We start from the raw sequence: 18,295 nt of genomic DNA on the forward strand, positions 1-18,295 counted from the left end.
AATATGAAACGTCAGTTGTTTATGATCAAACAGAGCACCAAGATATTCGGTGTCCTCGCGCTTAGCGCGGCGATAGCCGTAGGATGTTCCTCAACACCAGCAGTAAGCCCTGCAGCAACAACAGCTGCCCAGCAAGGGGATAAGGTAGTGAAAACGGCAAAAGTCACAAAGCAAAAGATTGGTGAACCTCTAGAACAAGTGGGTGATGTCGTATCATCCGTTCAATTAGATATTATTGCCAAGTCCGGTGGCGAAGTTGTTGAAATCCTGAAAAAACGTGGAGATATCGTAGAGAAAGGCGAAGTGCTTTTCCGATTGGATCCAACGGATGTGCTGATACAAAAAGATCTGAATGCAGTAAGTATCAAAGGAGCACAGGCTGGACTTACAGCGGCTAAGCAAAATACATCGAATGGTATCGAAGATGCCAAAGACCGTGTTGCTAAGATGGAGAGCGCGGTTAGTGACCTAGAGAAGGCTTACAGCAGGGTTCACAATGAATACGATCTAGGAACAGCAACGAAATCCGATTTAGAACAGATGGAAACGAAGCTAAACAATTCCAAAAAAGATCTAGCCAGCGAACGTAGGTCGCTGAAAACGATGCAAGAGACGAATTCATTGGCACAAGCTGAGTCCAGTTTGGAAACGGCGCAAGTCAATGCCAAGAATATCGATAGAGCCCTTAGCAATCTGGAGGTAAAAGCACCAGCTTCCGGTAAGCTGACGGATCTGAATGTTACGGTCGGTCAGACCTTAGCGCCAGGTGGCCGTGTAGGGGAAGTGCAACAAACAAATCCCGTTAAAATCAAATCCCAATTAAGTGAAGAGTCAGCCAACCTTGTCAGAGGTAAGAGTGAATTGACATTCTACATTCCTGGCGTAACGACGAAAGCCGGAGCCAAAGTAACTTACTTATCGGATGTTATTAATGGACAATCCAAAGCTTATGATCTGGAATTGGAAGTCCCGAATCCGGAGGGGAAGCTGAAACCAGGATCTAAGGCACAAGTCGAACTAACCAAAGATGATGAACAAAACGTGCCTGTCATTCCAAGCCTTAGTATTGTTCGTGAAGGCGGAAATAACTTTGTTTATGTTGTAGATGGCGATAAGGTACAAAAGCGTAAACTTGAACTTGGTCGTTTGAATGAGACGAATCAGGAAGTTATTTCTGGGGTTAAAGAAGGAGAGATTCTGGTTATTTCCGGACAACATCAACTGAAAGATCAAGACACGGTCAAAGTGAGTAACTAACCTAATATTTTGAAGGAGGAGAAGTAAGTGAATATCAAGATGAAGAGATCTCTAGCTACTCTTGTTCTATCAGCTGTCCTTTTATCTACAGCATCTTTACCTGCATCGGCTGCGGATGGTCAGAATTTGTCAGCACTAGCTGAAGCAAGCACAAATGTTAGCTACGCGCTTTCCAATAAAGTAGAGGTTGAAATCAAAAGCATGCTCAATGAGCACGAATCGGATTCCACTAAGTTAGGTACAGTTCTTCGTATTAGAAATACGAGTGATAAAATCACGCGTGTACCTGACTTTGAACTACGGGTTCTGATGGCAGACGGTATTGAATATATACTGCAGCCTAGTGCCAAAAATCCGAAGTCCATTCAACCCAAGAGTCAGCTGGAGCTTAGCTACCTGTCGATAGTTGAACGGAGTGACGATGTTGATCTAACAAGCCTCAACTTTATTGATGTGGATATGGACGTGTATCCGAAAAAAGAAACAACACTGCTTACTATCCCTGTTGATGCTGGTATCGTATGGAACGGCAGTGACAGTACCATAACGAAATCATCTGCTATTCTTAAATGGGGAGAAGCCTTTACCTTACCATCATCGCGCTCGCCCCTTGGCTTCATTCCTGTAGACATTCATAAGGAAATTACAGCGAAAGGCGTTTCCACGGTAGTTCAAATTCAAGTCGTAAATACAACCAAAGAACGTCAGACTGTACCTAATTTTGGGATTGATGGAAAGTCAGAAAGTAAGGTTTATTCCGGTAGTCGTGCCGAAACTGCAGTTACGCTAGATCCAGGTGAGAAGAGATATATCCATATCGTCATTCCAACAGATCTGGATACGGAATTCACCAGCCTGAATGTAGTCACACCAGAGAGTTTTGCTGTTTCATTGGGTGAAGGTAAGTTCCTTGAAGACACCTACCGGGTTGGACGTGTCAATATTCTCCTCCCTGCAGGAGCTGCGACGCAGGGAGTTATCCCTGCCCCAGAATATATCTTAGGTACACCAGTTAAACTGGATTCTACGAATAAATTCGTTCCGTCTAATGTCGATGTTTCTTTGGTTGAATTACACGTAACAAGTAATGAAGACGATGGTTTTAATACGGCCGTGGCAAAGTTTAAATTGACGAACAATAGTGATCGTCCGATCCCAATTCCGGCGATACAAACGGAGCTTGTTAGTTTAGATGGTTATGCTTATGGAGGAAGAAGACAGGAAGCTACAGCACTAAGTGTTGTTCCTAATGCTTCCTATGTGGTTAGTTATTCGTATGCACTTCCAGCTTCGGAGACGGGTGAAGGTCTTAAAATGAACCTCTACAGTCAACAATCGAATGGAGACCTATCGTATAAATCACTTCTTGCATCGGCCAAGGTACCTGTTCAGAAAAATGACCTGACGAGTAAAGTACTTAACGTGTATCCCTATGAAATTACCATCAAAGATTGGACTATTTCAGCTATTTTCCAAGCAAATATGAGTTATGATTATAAGCTGAAGCTAGATCTAAGTATGAAGCCAGATAAGCAAGTTACGGTGGATAAGTTTAATAGTAAGCTCTCATTCGAATTATTCGATAATGTTGGAAATCCTGTTGGAAAATCAGTTCAAGCCTTGTCAGGCGAAGGCCGTTTGTACAATGGGACTAACACAATAGATTTAAACGCAAGATCCAACCAACTTGATTTCCCGATTCAGGTCAAAGTATTTGAGACGTTCACGAACGAATATGGTGAGTCCGTTAAGCGGTTGTTGACCACTTTCAAACAATAGTTAAATGTAAAAGACCGATGAACCTTAACTTGGGAACATCGGTTTTTGCTTTGTTTTGGTTCTGAAACTAAAAAATTAGCGGGAAAGCGATTAATGTTGTTATAATATCGTTTAAGGCTCGGTCACTTATAAGCAAAGGGGTAAATAAGATGCTATCCTGGATTCGAAATGTTATTATGATTAATCGCAGCTTCAGGGTGAAACTTATTCTTAGTTTATCCATTATTATTTTATTGGCATTCTGTTTGACCGGGTATTTAACGTATCGCTATAACTTAACGTTGTTCGAGGAAGAGATCAGTAAGCAATTTACCAGTACGAACGAAGAAGCGTTAGCGAAACTGGACCTTAAGGTGCAAGAAGTTGTTCGTATTTCGCAAACTGTTGTATTTAATCCATCAATTGAAAAGTTGATTTCACGCATTAACTTAAATGAAAGCTCCGATGCCTTTGAACGTTATTATGATAAGAAGCAAATCGAAGATCAGATCTACCAACTCAAATCAGATGCGCCCTATATTACAGGGATGTACCTATATGACTTAAATGGGAATCCATCGTATTTCAGCTATACGACTTCTGCCATTAATGCCCCTGATGAGAATGTATTTAAAGTGATTCGTTCCAAAATTAGCGACACCTCTGGCGATCTCGTGTGGATTAGCGTGCCATTAGCATCGTCTATTGAGCCAAGCGGTTATAGAAACACAATCATTGTGGCAAGGTTTATGAAAAATAGTAGTTTGACGACGTACGGTGTACTCGTTATGGCTTTCGACGAATCCTTCTTCTCAGGCTCTCTCAAGGAGTTGACGAAGGCAGGCCAGGGGCAAGTGTATTTGTTTAATAAGAATAGAGAACTGTTATTTACGAATTCACCTGTTCATTTAGATCAATTATCAGTGCTTCAAAATATGAACCAAACGCAATTAATGGAGCATCATTTGTATGTACAAGGAGAATCCGAAGTAACCAATTTCAAGCTCGTTAGTGGAACTTCGTTAACAGAGATTCAATCTAGAAGTCGCGATTTGTTCAGAATGATTGTTTACTCTGGTTTGGTTAGTATTCTACTTGCCAGTGTCTTAATCGTACTTTCCACGGGGAATCTACTCCGTCCACTTAAGGATTTAATGCTAGGACTTCGTAAGGTTCGCTCGGGTGATTTCGATGCACGTATCGAAATAAGGACCCATGACGAGTTAGCTTATATGGGCGAAAGCTTTAATGCCATGGCCGAACAGGTTGGACGGTTAATTAAGGAAGTATATCTCACGCAATTAAGTGAGAAAGAAGCGGAGCTTAAAGCTTTACAAGCGCAATTAAATCCTCATTTTCTACACAACATGTTTAATGAAATTTATTGGAAGCTATATCTGCAAGATGAAACGGAGACTGCGGCTTTGATCGCTGCCATTTCGGAAATGCTCAAATATTCCTTGATGCCTGTTCGAACGCTGACGACGGTAAAAGAAGAATTCCAGCAGATCCGTAACTATTTGAAGATACAGAAGGAACTGTTTGAAACTGATTTGGAAACCATCATTCAAGTAGATGAGGATGTCATGGACGTTCAGGTAATGCGTTCGCTGCTTCAGCCGTTAGTTGAAAATGTATTTATGCATGCTTTTCGCAATATGGTTTCACATAAAGTATTGATCATTAAGGCAAGCAGCCGCGACGACTTCCTTGAGATTGATGTTACCGATAATGGGTGTGGCATGGATGAGAAGGCTATTTCACAAATATTGGGAGTACAGGGCTCTTCCTTGCCTCATCGTACGGATGGACGAGAAAGTCTAGGTGTACGGAGTGTTGTGAGAAGGATTGAGTTGGTGTATGGCCCTCCGTTCCGCATGGAAATCTCAAGCCACGTGGGGAGTGGAACCAACATGCGTCTTATTCTGCCTCTTCTAACGAATGATGAAAGGAGATCACTGGAATGAGAAGTGGAAGAGTATTGATTGTCGAAGATCAGTTGAATTTTAGAAAAGGGCTAGTCAAGATGCTGCAAGGTGGAGAGCTGGGCTGGCAAGTGGTCGGTGAGGCAGGGAATGGGCAGGACGCCTTGGTGCTGCTTGATGAGCTTCAACCTGATTTGGTCTTAACGGATATTCGGATGCCCATCATGGATGGTATCGAATTCGTAGGGCATCTGCGGAAGAATTATCCGGAGATGATTGTGATTATTTTGACAGGATACAAAAATTTCGAATACGCACAAGCCGCTGTTAGGCTGGGAGCGTTAGATATTCTGATCAAGCCGTGCACGGAAGACGACGTTCGTCAGATCATGAACAAAGCATCAGAACGGTTCTATGAGAAGTATGCGCATCAGCAAAAACAACTCTTGCAAAGACAGCTGCAACAAGATCAAGAGCTTCGAGCGGTAGTACTGGACCTTCCCTATGAAATGAGTACATTGCCTGGCTTGAACCAAGCGTTGTCTGGTAAAGAATTGTGGTTATTGCATATGAATAATGAGGATATGGCGAATAGATCGAATGGTAAAAGGGACATGAGCTTGCTGCAATTTGCTTTCTCCAACATTGTGGAAGAGCTTGTGAAAGGAGCGGGTCTGGAAGCCCGCCTCTTATTAGTGGAACATGACACATTCCTCTTAGTGGCTGGACTACATCAGGTAGAGGAAACTTTGCAAAGCAGTATTCCAACGGCCTCCTTTGAATATTTGAAAATTCGCACAAGCATAGTTTCCATGGGGCTAGCGCCTCCCGCAATTGACTTGGCACAATTGTATCTGTTAACAAAAGAGGCTGTCTCAGATCCCATTAAACTTCCTTCTTTAAGCGGAAGTGAAGCGGGATCGGGGATCATGCTATCCCTTAATCAGGCAAGGGTCAGAGAGATGGAAGTTCAGCTCATGTCATCCATTCTAGTGGGACAAGAGGACAGCCTGCACGTGCTGTTGAATCGCGTGATACAAGAGCTAAGCCTCACATCGCCTGAGGAGATGCGACTTGGCGCGTTGTCACTGTCTATTGCGATGCACGGGACTATCCAGAAGCAGTTTGATCCTGACGATCAGAATGCGCTGGCTAGGCTGCCGAACGAAATGCCGCAGATCCACTGGACTCCGAAAGAGGTGTTGGATTGGGCAGCTGAGCAAGTGAAGCAATTCCTGCTTAAATTCAATCAATGGCAAGCGTCCAAAAGTGATAATGTGGTTGAGCGGGCCATTAAATATATTGAGGAACACTACAATGAGGAATGCCGATTGACGGATGTGGCTGCTCATATTCATTTAAATCCAAGCTATTTCAGTGTTGTTTTCAAAAAAACAACGGGAGAAAGTTTTACACGATTCGTTACCCGGGTTCGTATGGATAAAGCGGCCTTGCTTCTGAGGAATACGGATATGAAAATATTTGAAATTGCTTGCGCTATTGGGTTTGATGAACCGAATTATTTTACGAATGTATTCAAGCAGCAGTTTCAAATGTCACCGAAGGAATACAGAAGCAGTAAGTAGTTATCAGGTGCATGGTCACATATAAACACAAAAAAACTTGCTCAAAATATGAGCAAGTTTTTTTGTTGGAAATTAGCTATAGCAACGAATCTCATAAATGGCTGCAGAGGAATCCCCATTCGTTGCTTTAACTGTCAAGCGAATGCGATCAGTCTGAACTTCTTGATCCAATGTATGTTTAACCAACCGTTGGTAGTTCCCTTCAACATGCAAGATGGCAACCCATTGCCCTTGTATATACGCCTCGATCGTATAGTCTTTCGGACATTGAGGATCACGATAGAAAGGCTCATAGCGGTGGTATTCTTGAAGCAAATGCCCAGGGAAAGTGGCATGAATTTCACGAATCGTTTGTGAATTAGCCCATTGCAGCTGTACATATTGCGGCAGTGGTTGCGCGGGATCGGACATCCACATATTCGTGTATTGATGAGGACGAGTTACACCGCTAGTTATATTGACTGCACCATAGCTTTGCTGAGCTGGTGTTATCCGGTAGCTGAGCGTACCGCCATCATTCAGATAGCGACGCATTTTGCCGTTGCCCATGTCGAAAGCGGAAATGTGGCCTGGCAGGATATGATTAGCCGAATGCCATTCTACCGATGGATTAACACCTAGTTGGAGTTGAATGTAACGGCTGCCAACCGAAGGATCCTGCCAATTTAACGGCCATTCTACCCAAATATGCTGTCCTACCGGAACTGTGAAAGTCGTTTCTGCATAAACGACTCCTGTGTCTGTTCGATAATCCCAAATGTGATCTACTGGAATTATTTTGGCTGACACCTGTTGGGGAAGATCCGAGTTATTGCTTAGGCAGACAGAGAGAGTATCAATGCGTCCTCTTTCGATGGCAATCCATTGCCCGCGTTTGAAGGTTAGCGGCTCCGCTTTGTGCTTTCTGGCTTCTTGCTCAGCCTTCGAACGGAAGCCGAATGTGTAATCGCGGCTCTCAGGGCCGACGCCATGAATGGAGGCAGTACTGCTTGCACGAATCGTTGCCTGTCTAGCCAGATCCTTGGCATCCTCATTCTTATAATTAGGGAGGAAGCAGCCGTCGCGGAGCAGCGTTTGCTGTACTTGTGCGATATGTTCGCCTGACAAGTCGGACAGGTTCAATTGGTTGCTCAATGCATAAGCAGCACCCGTACCTGCAGCTTGCCCCATCAGGGCTATCGTTGACATGACACGGACGGTTCCAAGAGCTGCATGGGTAACGCTGACGTTACGTCCCGCCATCATTAAGTTGCTAATATCTTTGCTAACCATGATGCGGAAGGGAATACCGTAAGGTCCACAATAGCTTTTTTGGGCATATTCGCTCGTTTCGTTATAACCTTCAGCACTTGCTGGTTCTGCAGTAGGAGCCAGAAGACCGCCAGGTGTGTGAAGATCGACGAACCAGCCGCCATAAGCGATTTCGTCCTCGAATACGGTACGCTTTTGAATGTCGTGTTCGGTCATGAAGTAGCGGCCCATAATTCGGCGGCTCTCTCGTTTACCCGGAACTTGGCCGATCCAATCCAGTGCAAGATTCGCCGTTTGTTCTTTCAGCAGCGGGTCGCGATTTTTCATCCAATCCCAAATACCGAGGGTATGTCGGGTCAGCTCGTGACGGATATTTTCATTATCATAAACCGTGTTGTATGGGACACCGATCTCAATCCACCAAAATCCGGATACTGTGTCATAGAAAGTGCGACCTTGCTTATAAAAAAAGTCAGCATCTTCGTGATGGACTGCCCAGTCAGGTGCTTTGAATGGTACAGGACGTCCTATATCTTTGGCGCGGAAGTGGATGGAGTTTCCCATGGTATCAGAGCTGGCAACAAGTGGTGCATGAGGTTCGTTGAACTCCTCTCGGCCTTCGGAGCCCCAACGCCATTCGCAGCCTGCCATGTCAGCAATGACACCGTCGCCTGTACAGTCGATGAAGACATTTCCTTTAATTTCAAGCTCAGTCTCAGCATTTGCGATAACAGCCTTTATCGAAGTGAGTTTACCGTCCGTCACTTTTGCGCTGTTTACGGAGGTATTCAAATGGAAACTCAGATTCGGCGTTTTGACAGCCATGTCGTACATAACCATATCCCACACGCTATTCGTCCAACCGTTTTCACGAATTTTCTCATGATTGACAGCTCGTTCTTCAATTAGCAGTTCGGAGATAATACCTGTTTCTCTTCCATAGGCATGAAAGGCAGCCGCACCATGTGGTGTTACGCGAATTTCTGAGGAGCTGTTGCCTCCAAAAACAGGTCTATCTTGAATCAGGCAAGTCTTTGCACCATGCCTTGCCGACGCCACAGCGGCACAAAAGCCGGCGAGGCCTCCACCGCAAACGACAACATCAAATGCTTGTTGAAGAGATTTCATTTTCATAGCCTCCTATAAATTTACTCGAGTAAATTACATATCTTTTGCACATTGTAGCATCCGATTCGTTGCTTGCCAAGCGTTTTTTGAGTATAATTTACTCGAGTAGAAAGTTCGGGGGGTTATTGAATGGCTAGTCGACAAGAAGTAGCAGAACGTGCGGGTGTCTCCGTTGCCGTCGTATCTTATGTGCTGAACGGAAAGACCAACGTAAAGATGGAAACGCGAGTGAGAGTTCTCGCAGCTATGAAAGAATTGGGATATGAACCTAACCTCTTGGCCCGAAGTTTAAAAACGAAGAAGACAGGTCAATTGGCAGTATTGGTGAACTATCTAGGGAATCCGTTCGAGGCAGGCTTATTGTTACATTTTGAATCCGCTGCGAGAGAAGAAGCCTTTCTCGTATTTTTCCAGAGCTATACGCCGGATACCGAAGAGCAATTAATATCATCATTGCGCGGGCGGGTGGATGGTATTATCCTGCTTGGTCAGCAGCTCAAGGCAGAGACATACGACCGAATTTTGGAATGGGAAGTCCCTATCTTATCTGTGACCAAAAGCCCGAATGCCGAAGTACGGGGAATACCCTTTATTGATGTAGACTGGACTGTTCTTTACAGGCAGGCTATTCAACATTTGAAGGACAAAGGGCATACAAGCATCGGATACATGACCGATACGGAATCGTCCTCCTATCATGTGAATAGGCTGCTTCATTTTCAAGAAGCCATGCTGGCAGAGGGATTGGAGCTGCAAGAAGGGGCTTTGCTAAACGGTGGAGGCCGATTAGAAAATGCGTCTGAGGTCTTTCAAAGCTATGTGGACAACCACCCATCAGGACTACCTTTCAGCGCGATCATCTGCTCCAATGATTTGATGGCTGCAGGTATATTGGATGTTTGCAAGAAGAATGGCATTCAAATACCGAAGCAGCTTGCTATCCTTGGTTCAGAGAATATTTTGATGACGACACTTACAGAGCCTCAATTAAGCGTTATTCATTACCCTAGGGACGAGGCTGGGAAACTTGCCATGGAAATGATGAAGGAATTAATGGGTAAGCGACAGGTATCTTCGCGAACACTTACTGGACATCTCGTGATCCGGAGCTCAAGTTAGATGGTTTAAAAAAAAGCATTGCGAGTAAAATAAAAATGCTGTATGATCGGATTAAGCGCTTAACCCGCACAGGGGCGAGCGCTTAAAGATTGGAAGATTAAGCGCTTAACCTCTGAATAGAAGGGAGATTTACATGCGTACAATTCGACTTACAATGGCACAAGCATTACTTCGCTTTCTAGATCAGCAGTACATTTCCATCGATGGACAGGAGACTAAATTTGTTCAAGGTGTCATGGGGATTTTCGGACATGGCAATGTAACTGGGATTGGAGAAGCGTTGGAGTATAGCGCAGGTGACCTTACGTATATACAAGGCAAAAACGAGCAAGGAATGGTCCACGCTGCAACCGCTTACGCGAAGCAAAAGAACCGCAAACAAATATATGCCTGCACAACATCAATTGGCCCAGGTGCACTCAATATGGTAACGGCTGCGGCAACTGCGACTGTCAACCGCATCCCGGTACTGCTGCTGCCGGGCGATAATTTTGCTTCGAGACAGCCAGATCCTGTCCTGCAGCAGCTTGAAGTCACGAACGATTATACGATATCTGCGACCGACCCATTCAAGTCAGTGAGCAAATACTGGGATCGGATCGTTCGTCCCGAGCAATTGATAAGTGCAGCGACGCAAGCGATGCGGGTGTTAACGGATCCCGCGGAAACAGGAGCGGTGACTTTAGCGCTTCCCCAAGACGTGCAGGCGGAAGCCTACGACTATCCGGAAGCCTTTTTTGATAAGAAAGTTCATTATATCGATCGCCGACCAGCTGCACAGGAAGCTGTCCAAAGAGCGGCAGCACTAATCTTAGGTAAGAAGCGTCCGTTAATTATTGCAGGCGGCGGCGTGTTATATGCGGAAACGACGAAGGAACTAGCGGAATTTGCAGAAACGTTCGGCATCCCAGTAGCGGAAACGCAAGCAGGAAAAAGCGCGATGCCTTGGAATCATGCGCTGCATGTCGGTGCGATTGGCGTGACAGGAGCACTCGCTGCGAACAAGCTAGCGAAACAAGCGGATTTGATTATCGGTGTAGGTACGCGGTATTCCGACTTTACTACAGCGTCCAAATCAGCATTTGAGAATGACGATGTGCAATTTATTAATATCAATATCAGCGGCTTCGATTCTTCGAAGTTAGGCGGTGTTTCGATTACGGCTGATGCCAAGGAAGCACTAAACTTATTGCGCGAAGCTCTGACATTCCTTGATTATTCGAGCAACTACGAGACTGGTTACATAGCAACTTTGAAAGACGAATGGGATCGAGAAGTGGATCGTTTGTATCAAGCAGAGTGTGCAGAAGGGTTTGCTCAAACACACGCGCTTGGTGTGATCAATGAAACAATTGACGCTTCCTCGGTTGTTGTTTGCGCAGCGGGAAGTTTACCTGGCGATTTACACCGTTTATGGCGTTCAACGGAGCCCAAAACGTACCATATGGAATACGGTTTCTCTTGTATGGGATATGAAGTAAGCGGTGCCTTCGGCGCAGCTTTGGCGGAACCGGGGCGTGAGGTGTATGCGATCGTCGGAGATGGCAGTTACTTAATGCTTCACTCGGAATTAGTGACGAGCTTGCAAGAGGGTCAGAAATTTACGATTCTGCTGTTCGATAACCATGGCTTCCAATGCATTCATAATCTGCAGCGCAGTCAAGGGAGCGAAGGCTTTGGGAATGAATTCCGTTATCGGGAATCGGGGACGCGTAAACTCACAGGAAACTATATGCCGATTGACTTCGCAGCACATGCGCGCAGCTTGGGAGCGAAGTCATACAAGGCGACTAATCCCGAAGAGCTGAAGGCAGCGCTGCTGCAAGCGAAAGCAGAAACGGTGACAACCTTGATTGAAATCCCTGTCGAACCAGGTACGAACACAGGCGGCTATGAGTCTTGGTGGCAAGTTGGCGTACCTGAGGTTTCGGAGAGTGCCAAAGTGTTAGCAGCTCATGAAGAAATGAAGAAAAACATTCAAGCGGCTAAACCTATTTAACTAAGAAGAGGTGACCTAACGATGGAAGAACTACCGTTTAAGCTAGGCATACATCCGATTAATTGGGTGGGAGAGGACGTCAAGGAACATGGCGCTGATACCACATTTGAACAGATCGTAGATGAGATCCAGAAGCTGGGATTAACCGGAACGGAGATGGGGCGCAAATATCCGACCGATATTAATGAGCTGAAGAAAGAACTATCAGAACGTGGTATCAGTCTCGTATCCCAATGGAAATCGGTCCTGTTCTCGGATCCTGCTTACCGAGAAGAAGAACTGGAAGCTTACCGTAAGCATGTGCTATTTCTGAAAGAAATGGGCAGCACGGTCATTTCTACAGCGGAAGTCGGGGGTTCACTCCATTTTGATCCGCGTCGTACACCGAACGAGAAAGAAGTGCTTCGCCTCGATGAAGCAGGCTGGCAGAGCTTAGCAGAAGGGCTAAACCGTGCGGGAGCTATTGCAGCGGAACACGGGCTGAAGCTGACCTATCATCATCACGGAGGAACGGTAATTGAATCACCGGAAGAGATCGATCGATTGATGGAGCTAACCGATCCTTCCTTGGTCTACCTATTGTTTGATACAGGACACACCTACTACGGTGGTGGAGATCCGTTGACTGTATTGCGCAAACATTACAACCGAATTGCTTACATCCATTTGAAAGATATTCGTCAAGCTGTACTGGATGAAGCGCGCGCGGAGCAGGTTGATTTCGTAACTTGTATTCGCAAAGGTGTATTTACCGTACCAGGGGATGGCTGCCTTGATTTTGCACCGATTTTCAAAGAGTTATTGGATCGTGAATACACAGGATGGGCGATGCTCGAAGGCGAGCAAGACCCTGCAACCCATAATGCTTACGAATATGCGAAAAACGCACTGAACTATATACATTCTTTATTAATCAAAGAAAGCAGGTAATGAGGCCATGACCTATGTGACATTCCCGCAAGAGAAATCACTTGATTTTGTAGCAATCGGCAGACTATGTATCGATTTGAATGCGAACGAAATTCACCGTCCGATGGAAGAGACGATGACGTTCACGAAGTATGTTGGCGGGTCCCCAGCAAACATCACGATCGGTATGTCCCGATTAGGGATGAAAACAGCGTTTATCGGCAAAATCGCGAATGATCAAATGGGCCGTTTTATTGCTACCTATTTAGAGCGCAACGCGATTGATACTAGCAATGTTGTGACAGATCGCACGGGAGCTGTGACAGGATTAGCTTTTACAGAAATCAAAAGCCCGACGGATTGCAGCATCCTGATGTATCGCGATAACGTGGCTGATTTGAAGTTAACACCAGATGAGGTTCAAGAATCACTGATCGCAAACGCAAAAGTATTGCTGATCTCCGGAACGGCTCTAGCTCAAAGTCCTTCACGCGAAGCGGTGTTTCAAGCACTGAATTATGCGAAGAAGCATGGAGCAATCATCGTATTTGATCTCGATTATCGTCCATACACATGGACATCTCCGGAAGAGACGGCTGTGTACTATAATCTAGCTGCTGAGAAATGCGATATCATTCTCGGTACGCGCGAAGAGTTCGACATGATGGAGAAGTTTGAACATAATCCGGAAAAAGATGATCATATCACAGCGGCAAAATGGTTCGACTATTCCGCTAAGATTGTCATTATCAAGCATGGCAAAGACGGTTCTATCGCCTACACACCGGATGGTGTCGGTCATCGCGCGAAGAGCTTCCCAGCGAAGGTTGTTAAGACTTTTGGAGCTGGTGATTCTTATGCAGCGGGCTTTATCTATGGGGTTATGCAAGGGTGGACGTTGGAAAAAAGTATGGAATACGGAAGCGCAGCTGCTTGTATCGTGATTTCCAGTCATAGCTGCTCGGATGCGATGCCAACTGCGGCTGCAGTGGATGATTATATTGAACGTTGCAATCGTGGAGAAATCACAGCGTCATAATGACTTATCAACCTAAAGGAGCGAAATTGCTATGACACATACATTGAAAAACTGGATTGGCGGCGAATGGGTCGCATCATCCGCAACACAAACGGAGCCTGTTTATAATCCTGCAACAGAAGAGATCCTTGCATATATTCCCATTTCCACAAAAGAAGAAGTTGATCAAGCAGTTCGTAATTCGCAAGAAGCGTTTCAATCATGGAGCCGTACACCTGTACCGAAGAGAGCAAGAGTCTTATTCAAATACCAACAGCTTCTCGTTGATCATTGGGAAGAGCTGGCTCGTATCGTGACGAAAGAAAACGGTAAAAGCTACTCCGAAGCATATGGCGAAGTACTTCGCGGCATCGAGTGTGTGGAGTTCGCCGCTGGTGCCCCTACACTTATGATGGGCAAACAGCTTCCGGATATTGCTTCTAATCTGGAGTCTGGGATGTACCGTTACCCAATCGGAGTTATTGGTGGCATCACGCCATTCAACTTCCCGATGATGGTACCTTGCTGGATGTTCCCACTCGCGATCGCATGCGGCAATACCTTCGTATTGAAGCCGTCGGAGCGTACGCCTCATTTGGCTAATCGCCTTGCGGAATTGTTCCACGAGGCTGGATTACCAGCTGGTGTCTTGAACATCGTTCATGGTGCACATGATGTGGTGAATGGCCTTCTTGAGCACAAAGATATTAAAGCTATTTCCTTCGTTGGCTCCCAGCCCGTAGCTGAGTATGTATACAAAACAGCTGCTGCGAACGGGAAACGCGTGCAAGCACTAGCTGGCGCGAAAAATCACTCCATCGTCATGCCGGATGCGAACTTATCTATTGCGGTGAAGGAAATCACGAACGCAGCATTCGGTTCTGCGGGCGAGCGTTGTATGGCATGCTCCGTTGTAGTGGCCGTAGGCGATGTTGCGGATACGCTAGTTAGCAAGCTGCTTGAAGCGGCAGATGCGATTACGATTGGTAACGGAAATGATGAAGGTGTGTTCTTAGGTCCTGTCATTCGTGGCGGACATAAAGAACGTACATTGAAATATATTGAAATCGGTGAAAATGAAGGCGCCATTATGGTTCGCGATGGTCGTAAAGACGCTGCGGCTGGGCAAGCTGGCTACTTCGTAGGACCGACGATCTTCGATCAAGTGCAATGTGAGATGAAAATTTGGGAAGACGAAATTTTTGCTCCTGTACTTTCTATCGTTCGAGTTGACACACTCGAAGAAGCAATTGAGCTTTCCAACCGTTCCGAATTCGCGAATGGGGCATGCTTGTTTACGCAAGATGGCAGCAATGTACGTCAATTCCGTGAAAACATTGAAGCTGGGATGCTTGGTGTAAATCTTGGTGTACCTGCGCCGATGGCATTCTTCCCATTCTCTGGCTGGAAAAAATCCTTCTACGGCGATTTGCATGCCAACGGTACGGATGGCGTGGAATTCTATACGCGTAAAAAGATGGTAACCGCTCGCTGGTAACAGCGAGTTTCCGTTAGAAAGGAGAGGATCTTATGGCATTGGTTTCGATGAAAGAGATGCTGCAGACGGCGTTAGATGGTAAATATGCTGTTGGTCAATTTAATTTGAATAATCTTGAATTCACACAAGCGATCTTACAAGCGGCTCAACTTGAACAGGCACCTGTGATTCTTGGTGTCAGTGAGGCTTACATTCCCTATATGGGTGGACTGCCTTGCATCGCTGGCATGGTGAAAGCCTTGATCGAGCATTACGGCATTACAGTGCCGGTAGCTCTTCATTTGGACCATGGGAGCTCCTATGAAGTATGCATCAAAGCGATCCACGCTGGATTTACCTCAGTGATGATCGATGCTTCCCATCATTCCCTAGAGCACAATATCGAAGTGACGCGTCAAGTGACGCAAGCTGCGCACGTACTTGGTGTTTCTGTAGAGTCTGAGTTAGGTCGAATCACAGGACGTGAAGATGATCTCGTTGTAGATGATGCAGATGGGATGTATGCAGTAGCTGAGGATTGCGTAAAAATGGTTCAGGAAACAGGCATCGATTGCTTAGCACCTGCGCTTGGATCGGTTCATGGCCCATATCGCGGACAGCCCAAGCTTGGTTTTGAACGGATGGCTGAAATTAAAGAGCTGACTGGTGTACCTCTTGTGCTACATGGGGGAAGCGGTCTGCCAGATGACGAAATTCGCCAAGCCATTGCTTGTGGAACAGCTAAAATTAACGTAAATACAGATAATCAAATTGCCTGCACGGCAACGATTCGCACATTTTTGAATGATCATTCGGATGCCTATGATCCTAGGAATTATCTAATTCCAGCTCGGGAAGCCATCATTGCATCTGTGAGAGCCAAAATTCAGTTATTCGGAAGTGCAGGTAAAGCGGGAGGGAACCTAGGATGAAAAAGATCAGAATCGGTATTATCGGCGCAGGCCGAATTGGTAAAATCCACGCGGACAACTTATTGCGGAACCCGCAGGTAGAAATTATCGCGGTGAGTGATCTGTTTGCAGGCCCAGAACTAGAAGCATGGGCATCAGACCGCAACATCGCTATTGTGACAAAGGATAGTAACGAACTTATTCATCATTCCGACATTGATGCTATTTTCATCTGTTCTTCCACTGATACGCATGTTCCGTTGATTGAGCAAGCCGCGCGTGCGGGTAAACATATTTTCTGTGAAAAACCAATCTCGATGGATATCACGAAAACGGTATCAGCCATTGATGAAGTTAAAAAAGCTGGCGTGAAGCTGCAAATTGGGTTTAATCGTCGATTTGATCATAATTTCAAGCGTGTACAAGAAGTCGTGCAAGGCGGGGGGATCGGCGATCCGCATATTATTAAAATTACTTCTCGTGACCCGAATCCGCCTCATATTGATTATGTTAAAGTTTCTGGCGGTATTTTCATGGATATGATGATTCATGATTTTGATATGGCTCGGTTCGTTTCAGGCAGCGAGGTTGAAGAAGTGTATGCGGTTGGTAATGTACTGATCAACCCGGATTTTGCCCAGCATGGCGATGTGGATACAGCGGTTGTGACCCTTCGTTTTGCGAATGGCGCATTGGGTGTCATTGATAACAGCCGTCAAGCCGTCTATGGCTATGACCAGCGTGTTGAAGTGTTTGGCTCTAAGGGCAGTGTGGTCGTTGCGAATGATCATCCGAATACAGCTGTGATCTCCACAGCAGATTCGATTGTGAGTGATAAGCCGCTGCATTTCTTCCTTGAGCGTTATCAAGCAGCTTATATAGAAGAAACGCAAATGTTTATTGATGCGATTTTGAATGATAAATGTGTGCCTGTTAGTGGGGATGACGGCGTTCAAGCCGAACGGATTGCGCTGGCTGCGAAGTTATCTTCCCGTTTGGGCAGACCCGTGAAAGTTAGCGAAGCCTTGGAATTGCTAAAGCAATCTTCCGTAGTTTAAAGGAAAGAGGGAGACGTTACGATGTCCAAATTAATTGTAACACCTGCATCTTCTCCGAATGAAGAAGGCAGCCTTTTACAAGTGACGCCGGAATCGGCAGGTTGGCAGTATGTTGGCTTCGAAGTTGTCCAATTGGCAGCAGGAGAAACCTTAAAACGTGAAACCGTCGATCAAGAGGTATGCCTCGTTCTGTTGAGCGGCAAAGCGGATGTGTGTACAAAGGAAGAAGAATGGCTTGGCATTGGTCAGCGCATGAGCGTATTTGAGCAAATTCCACCGTATTCTGTTTATGTGACTAGCAACGATACCTATGAAGTAACGGCGTTAACCTCACTTCAACTCGCTGTTTGTTCAGCTCCTGGCGCGGGAAATCATCGTTCACGATTAATTGCTCCTGCCCAAGTAGGCGTTGAGACCCGCGGGTATGGGAATATCGAGCGGTACATTCATAATATTTTACCTGAGAGCGAGCCTGCTGATAGTTTGCTTGTTGTCGAAGTATTTACACCGAATGGCCATTGGTCCAGCTATCCGCCGCACAAGCATGATCGTGATGCGCTTCCAGAAGAGTCCTTTTTGGAGGAAACGTATTATTTCCGTGTCCAGCCCGAGCAAGGCTTTGCGATTCAACGGGTTTACACGGATGATCGTTCACTTGATGAGACGTTAATTGTTAAGAACGGGGAAGCTGTGCTAGTTCCGCGTGGTTATCATCCTGTATCTGCGCCTCCGGGCTATGATGTGTATTATTTGAATGTCATGGCGGGACCTACGCGGATATGGAAATTTCATAATGACCCCGACCATGATTGGATCATGACGAAGCCGAGCAAGTCGTAAGACGGTTGCAAGTTCTGGAAAGCCCCGTCATAATGGGGGAATAACTGTATTCTTCAAGA

The 18,295-nt window shown here is 45.7% G+C and carries 13 protein-coding genes; 12 read left to right on the plus strand and 1 reads right to left on the minus strand.

The features are described from left to right. The first annotated feature begins 3 nt into the window (after nt 1-3). From ACSQ8O_RS12745 to ACSQ8O_RS12760, 4 genes are all read left to right on the plus strand, one after another. Entirely contained in the window at nt 4-1,257 is a 1,254-nt protein-coding gene (locus tag ACSQ8O_RS12745) for an efflux RND transporter periplasmic adaptor subunit (RefSeq protein ID WP_436241853.1), read from the plus strand. A 27-nt stretch (nt 1,258-1,284) separates the two neighbouring features. Continuing rightward, nucleotides 1,285-3,036 carry a hypothetical protein gene (locus ACSQ8O_RS12750; protein WP_436241854.1) on the plus strand — a complete coding sequence of 584 codons (1,752 nt, stop codon included), beginning with the start codon at nt 1,285-1,287 and terminating at the stop codon, nt 3,034-3,036. A gap of 149 nt (nt 3,037-3,185) precedes the next feature. Further along, complete coding sequence (locus ACSQ8O_RS12755; RefSeq protein WP_436241855.1) at nt 3,186-4,982, plus strand: sensor histidine kinase; 1,797 nt, start codon at nt 3,186-3,188, stop codon at nt 4,980-4,982. Next, nucleotides 4,979-6,526, plus strand: a complete 1,548-nt coding sequence (locus ACSQ8O_RS12760) for a response regulator transcription factor (protein WP_436241856.1) — start codon at nt 4,979-4,981, stop codon at nt 6,524-6,526. Before ACSQ8O_RS12755 ends, ACSQ8O_RS12760 begins: the two co-directional genes overlap by 4 nt. A gap of 72 nt (nt 6,527-6,598) precedes the next feature. Here the strand turns inward: ACSQ8O_RS12760 and ACSQ8O_RS12765 are convergent, their stop codons facing one another. Then, the gene (locus ACSQ8O_RS12765) at nt 6,599-8,905 is read right to left on the minus strand and encodes an FAD-dependent oxidoreductase (RefSeq protein ID WP_436241857.1); all 2,307 of its coding nucleotides are present in this window, start codon (nt 8,903-8,905) and stop codon (nt 6,599-6,601) included. Nucleotides 8,906-9,034: 129 nt separating this feature from the next. Here ACSQ8O_RS12765 and ACSQ8O_RS12770 point away from each other — a divergent pair, with 129 nt between their 5' ends. From ACSQ8O_RS12770 to iolB, 8 genes are all read left to right on the plus strand, one after another. Further along, nucleotides 9,035-10,024 (plus strand): LacI family DNA-binding transcriptional regulator, encoded by a 990-nt coding sequence (locus ACSQ8O_RS12770; protein WP_436241858.1) that lies wholly within the window; start codon nt 9,035-9,037, stop codon nt 10,022-10,024. Between the two features lie 133 nt (nt 10,025-10,157). Further along, nucleotides 10,158-12,023, plus strand: coding sequence for a 3D-(3,5/4)-trihydroxycyclohexane-1,2-dione acylhydrolase (decyclizing) (gene iolD / locus ACSQ8O_RS12775; protein ID WP_436241859.1), 1,866 nt, complete (start codon nt 10,158-10,160; stop codon nt 12,021-12,023). Nucleotides 12,024-12,044: 21 nt separating this feature from the next. Further along, nucleotides 12,045-12,953, plus strand: coding sequence for a myo-inosose-2 dehydratase (gene iolE / locus ACSQ8O_RS12780; protein ID WP_436241860.1), 909 nt, complete (start codon nt 12,045-12,047; stop codon nt 12,951-12,953). A 7-nt stretch (nt 12,954-12,960) separates the two neighbouring features. Beyond that, nucleotides 12,961-13,971: a 5-dehydro-2-deoxygluconokinase gene (gene iolC / locus ACSQ8O_RS12785; protein WP_436241861.1), complete on the plus strand. Its 1,011-nt coding sequence runs from the start codon at nt 12,961-12,963 to the stop codon at nt 13,969-13,971. 31 nt (nt 13,972-14,002) lie between these two features. Further along, a complete protein-coding gene (locus tag ACSQ8O_RS12790) occupies nt 14,003-15,448 on the plus strand; it encodes a CoA-acylating methylmalonate-semialdehyde dehydrogenase (protein WP_436241862.1) in 1,446 nt (481 codons plus the stop codon). A gap of 32 nt (nt 15,449-15,480) precedes the next feature. Then, on the plus strand, nt 15,481-16,359 hold the full coding sequence (gene fba, locus ACSQ8O_RS12795; RefSeq protein WP_436241863.1) for a class II fructose-1,6-bisphosphate aldolase: 879 nt from the start codon (nt 15,481-15,483) through the stop codon (nt 16,357-16,359). Continuing rightward, nucleotides 16,356-17,396: an inositol 2-dehydrogenase gene (iolG, locus tag ACSQ8O_RS12800; protein WP_436241864.1), complete on the plus strand. Its 1,041-nt coding sequence runs from the start codon at nt 16,356-16,358 to the stop codon at nt 17,394-17,396. Before fba ends, iolG begins: the two co-directional genes overlap by 4 nt. Nucleotides 17,397-17,417: 21 nt before the next feature. Then, the gene (gene iolB / locus ACSQ8O_RS12805; protein ID WP_436241865.1) at nt 17,418-18,236 is read left to right on the plus strand and encodes a 5-deoxy-glucuronate isomerase; all 819 of its coding nucleotides are present in this window, start codon (nt 17,418-17,420) and stop codon (nt 18,234-18,236) included. Nucleotides 18,237-18,295 lie beyond the last annotated feature (59 nt).

It is taken from the genome of Paenibacillus sp. LjRoot56, from assembly GCF_964253335.1.
GTDB lineage: Bacteria > Bacillota > Bacilli > Paenibacillales > NBRC-103111 > Paenibacillus_E > Paenibacillus_E allorhizoplanae.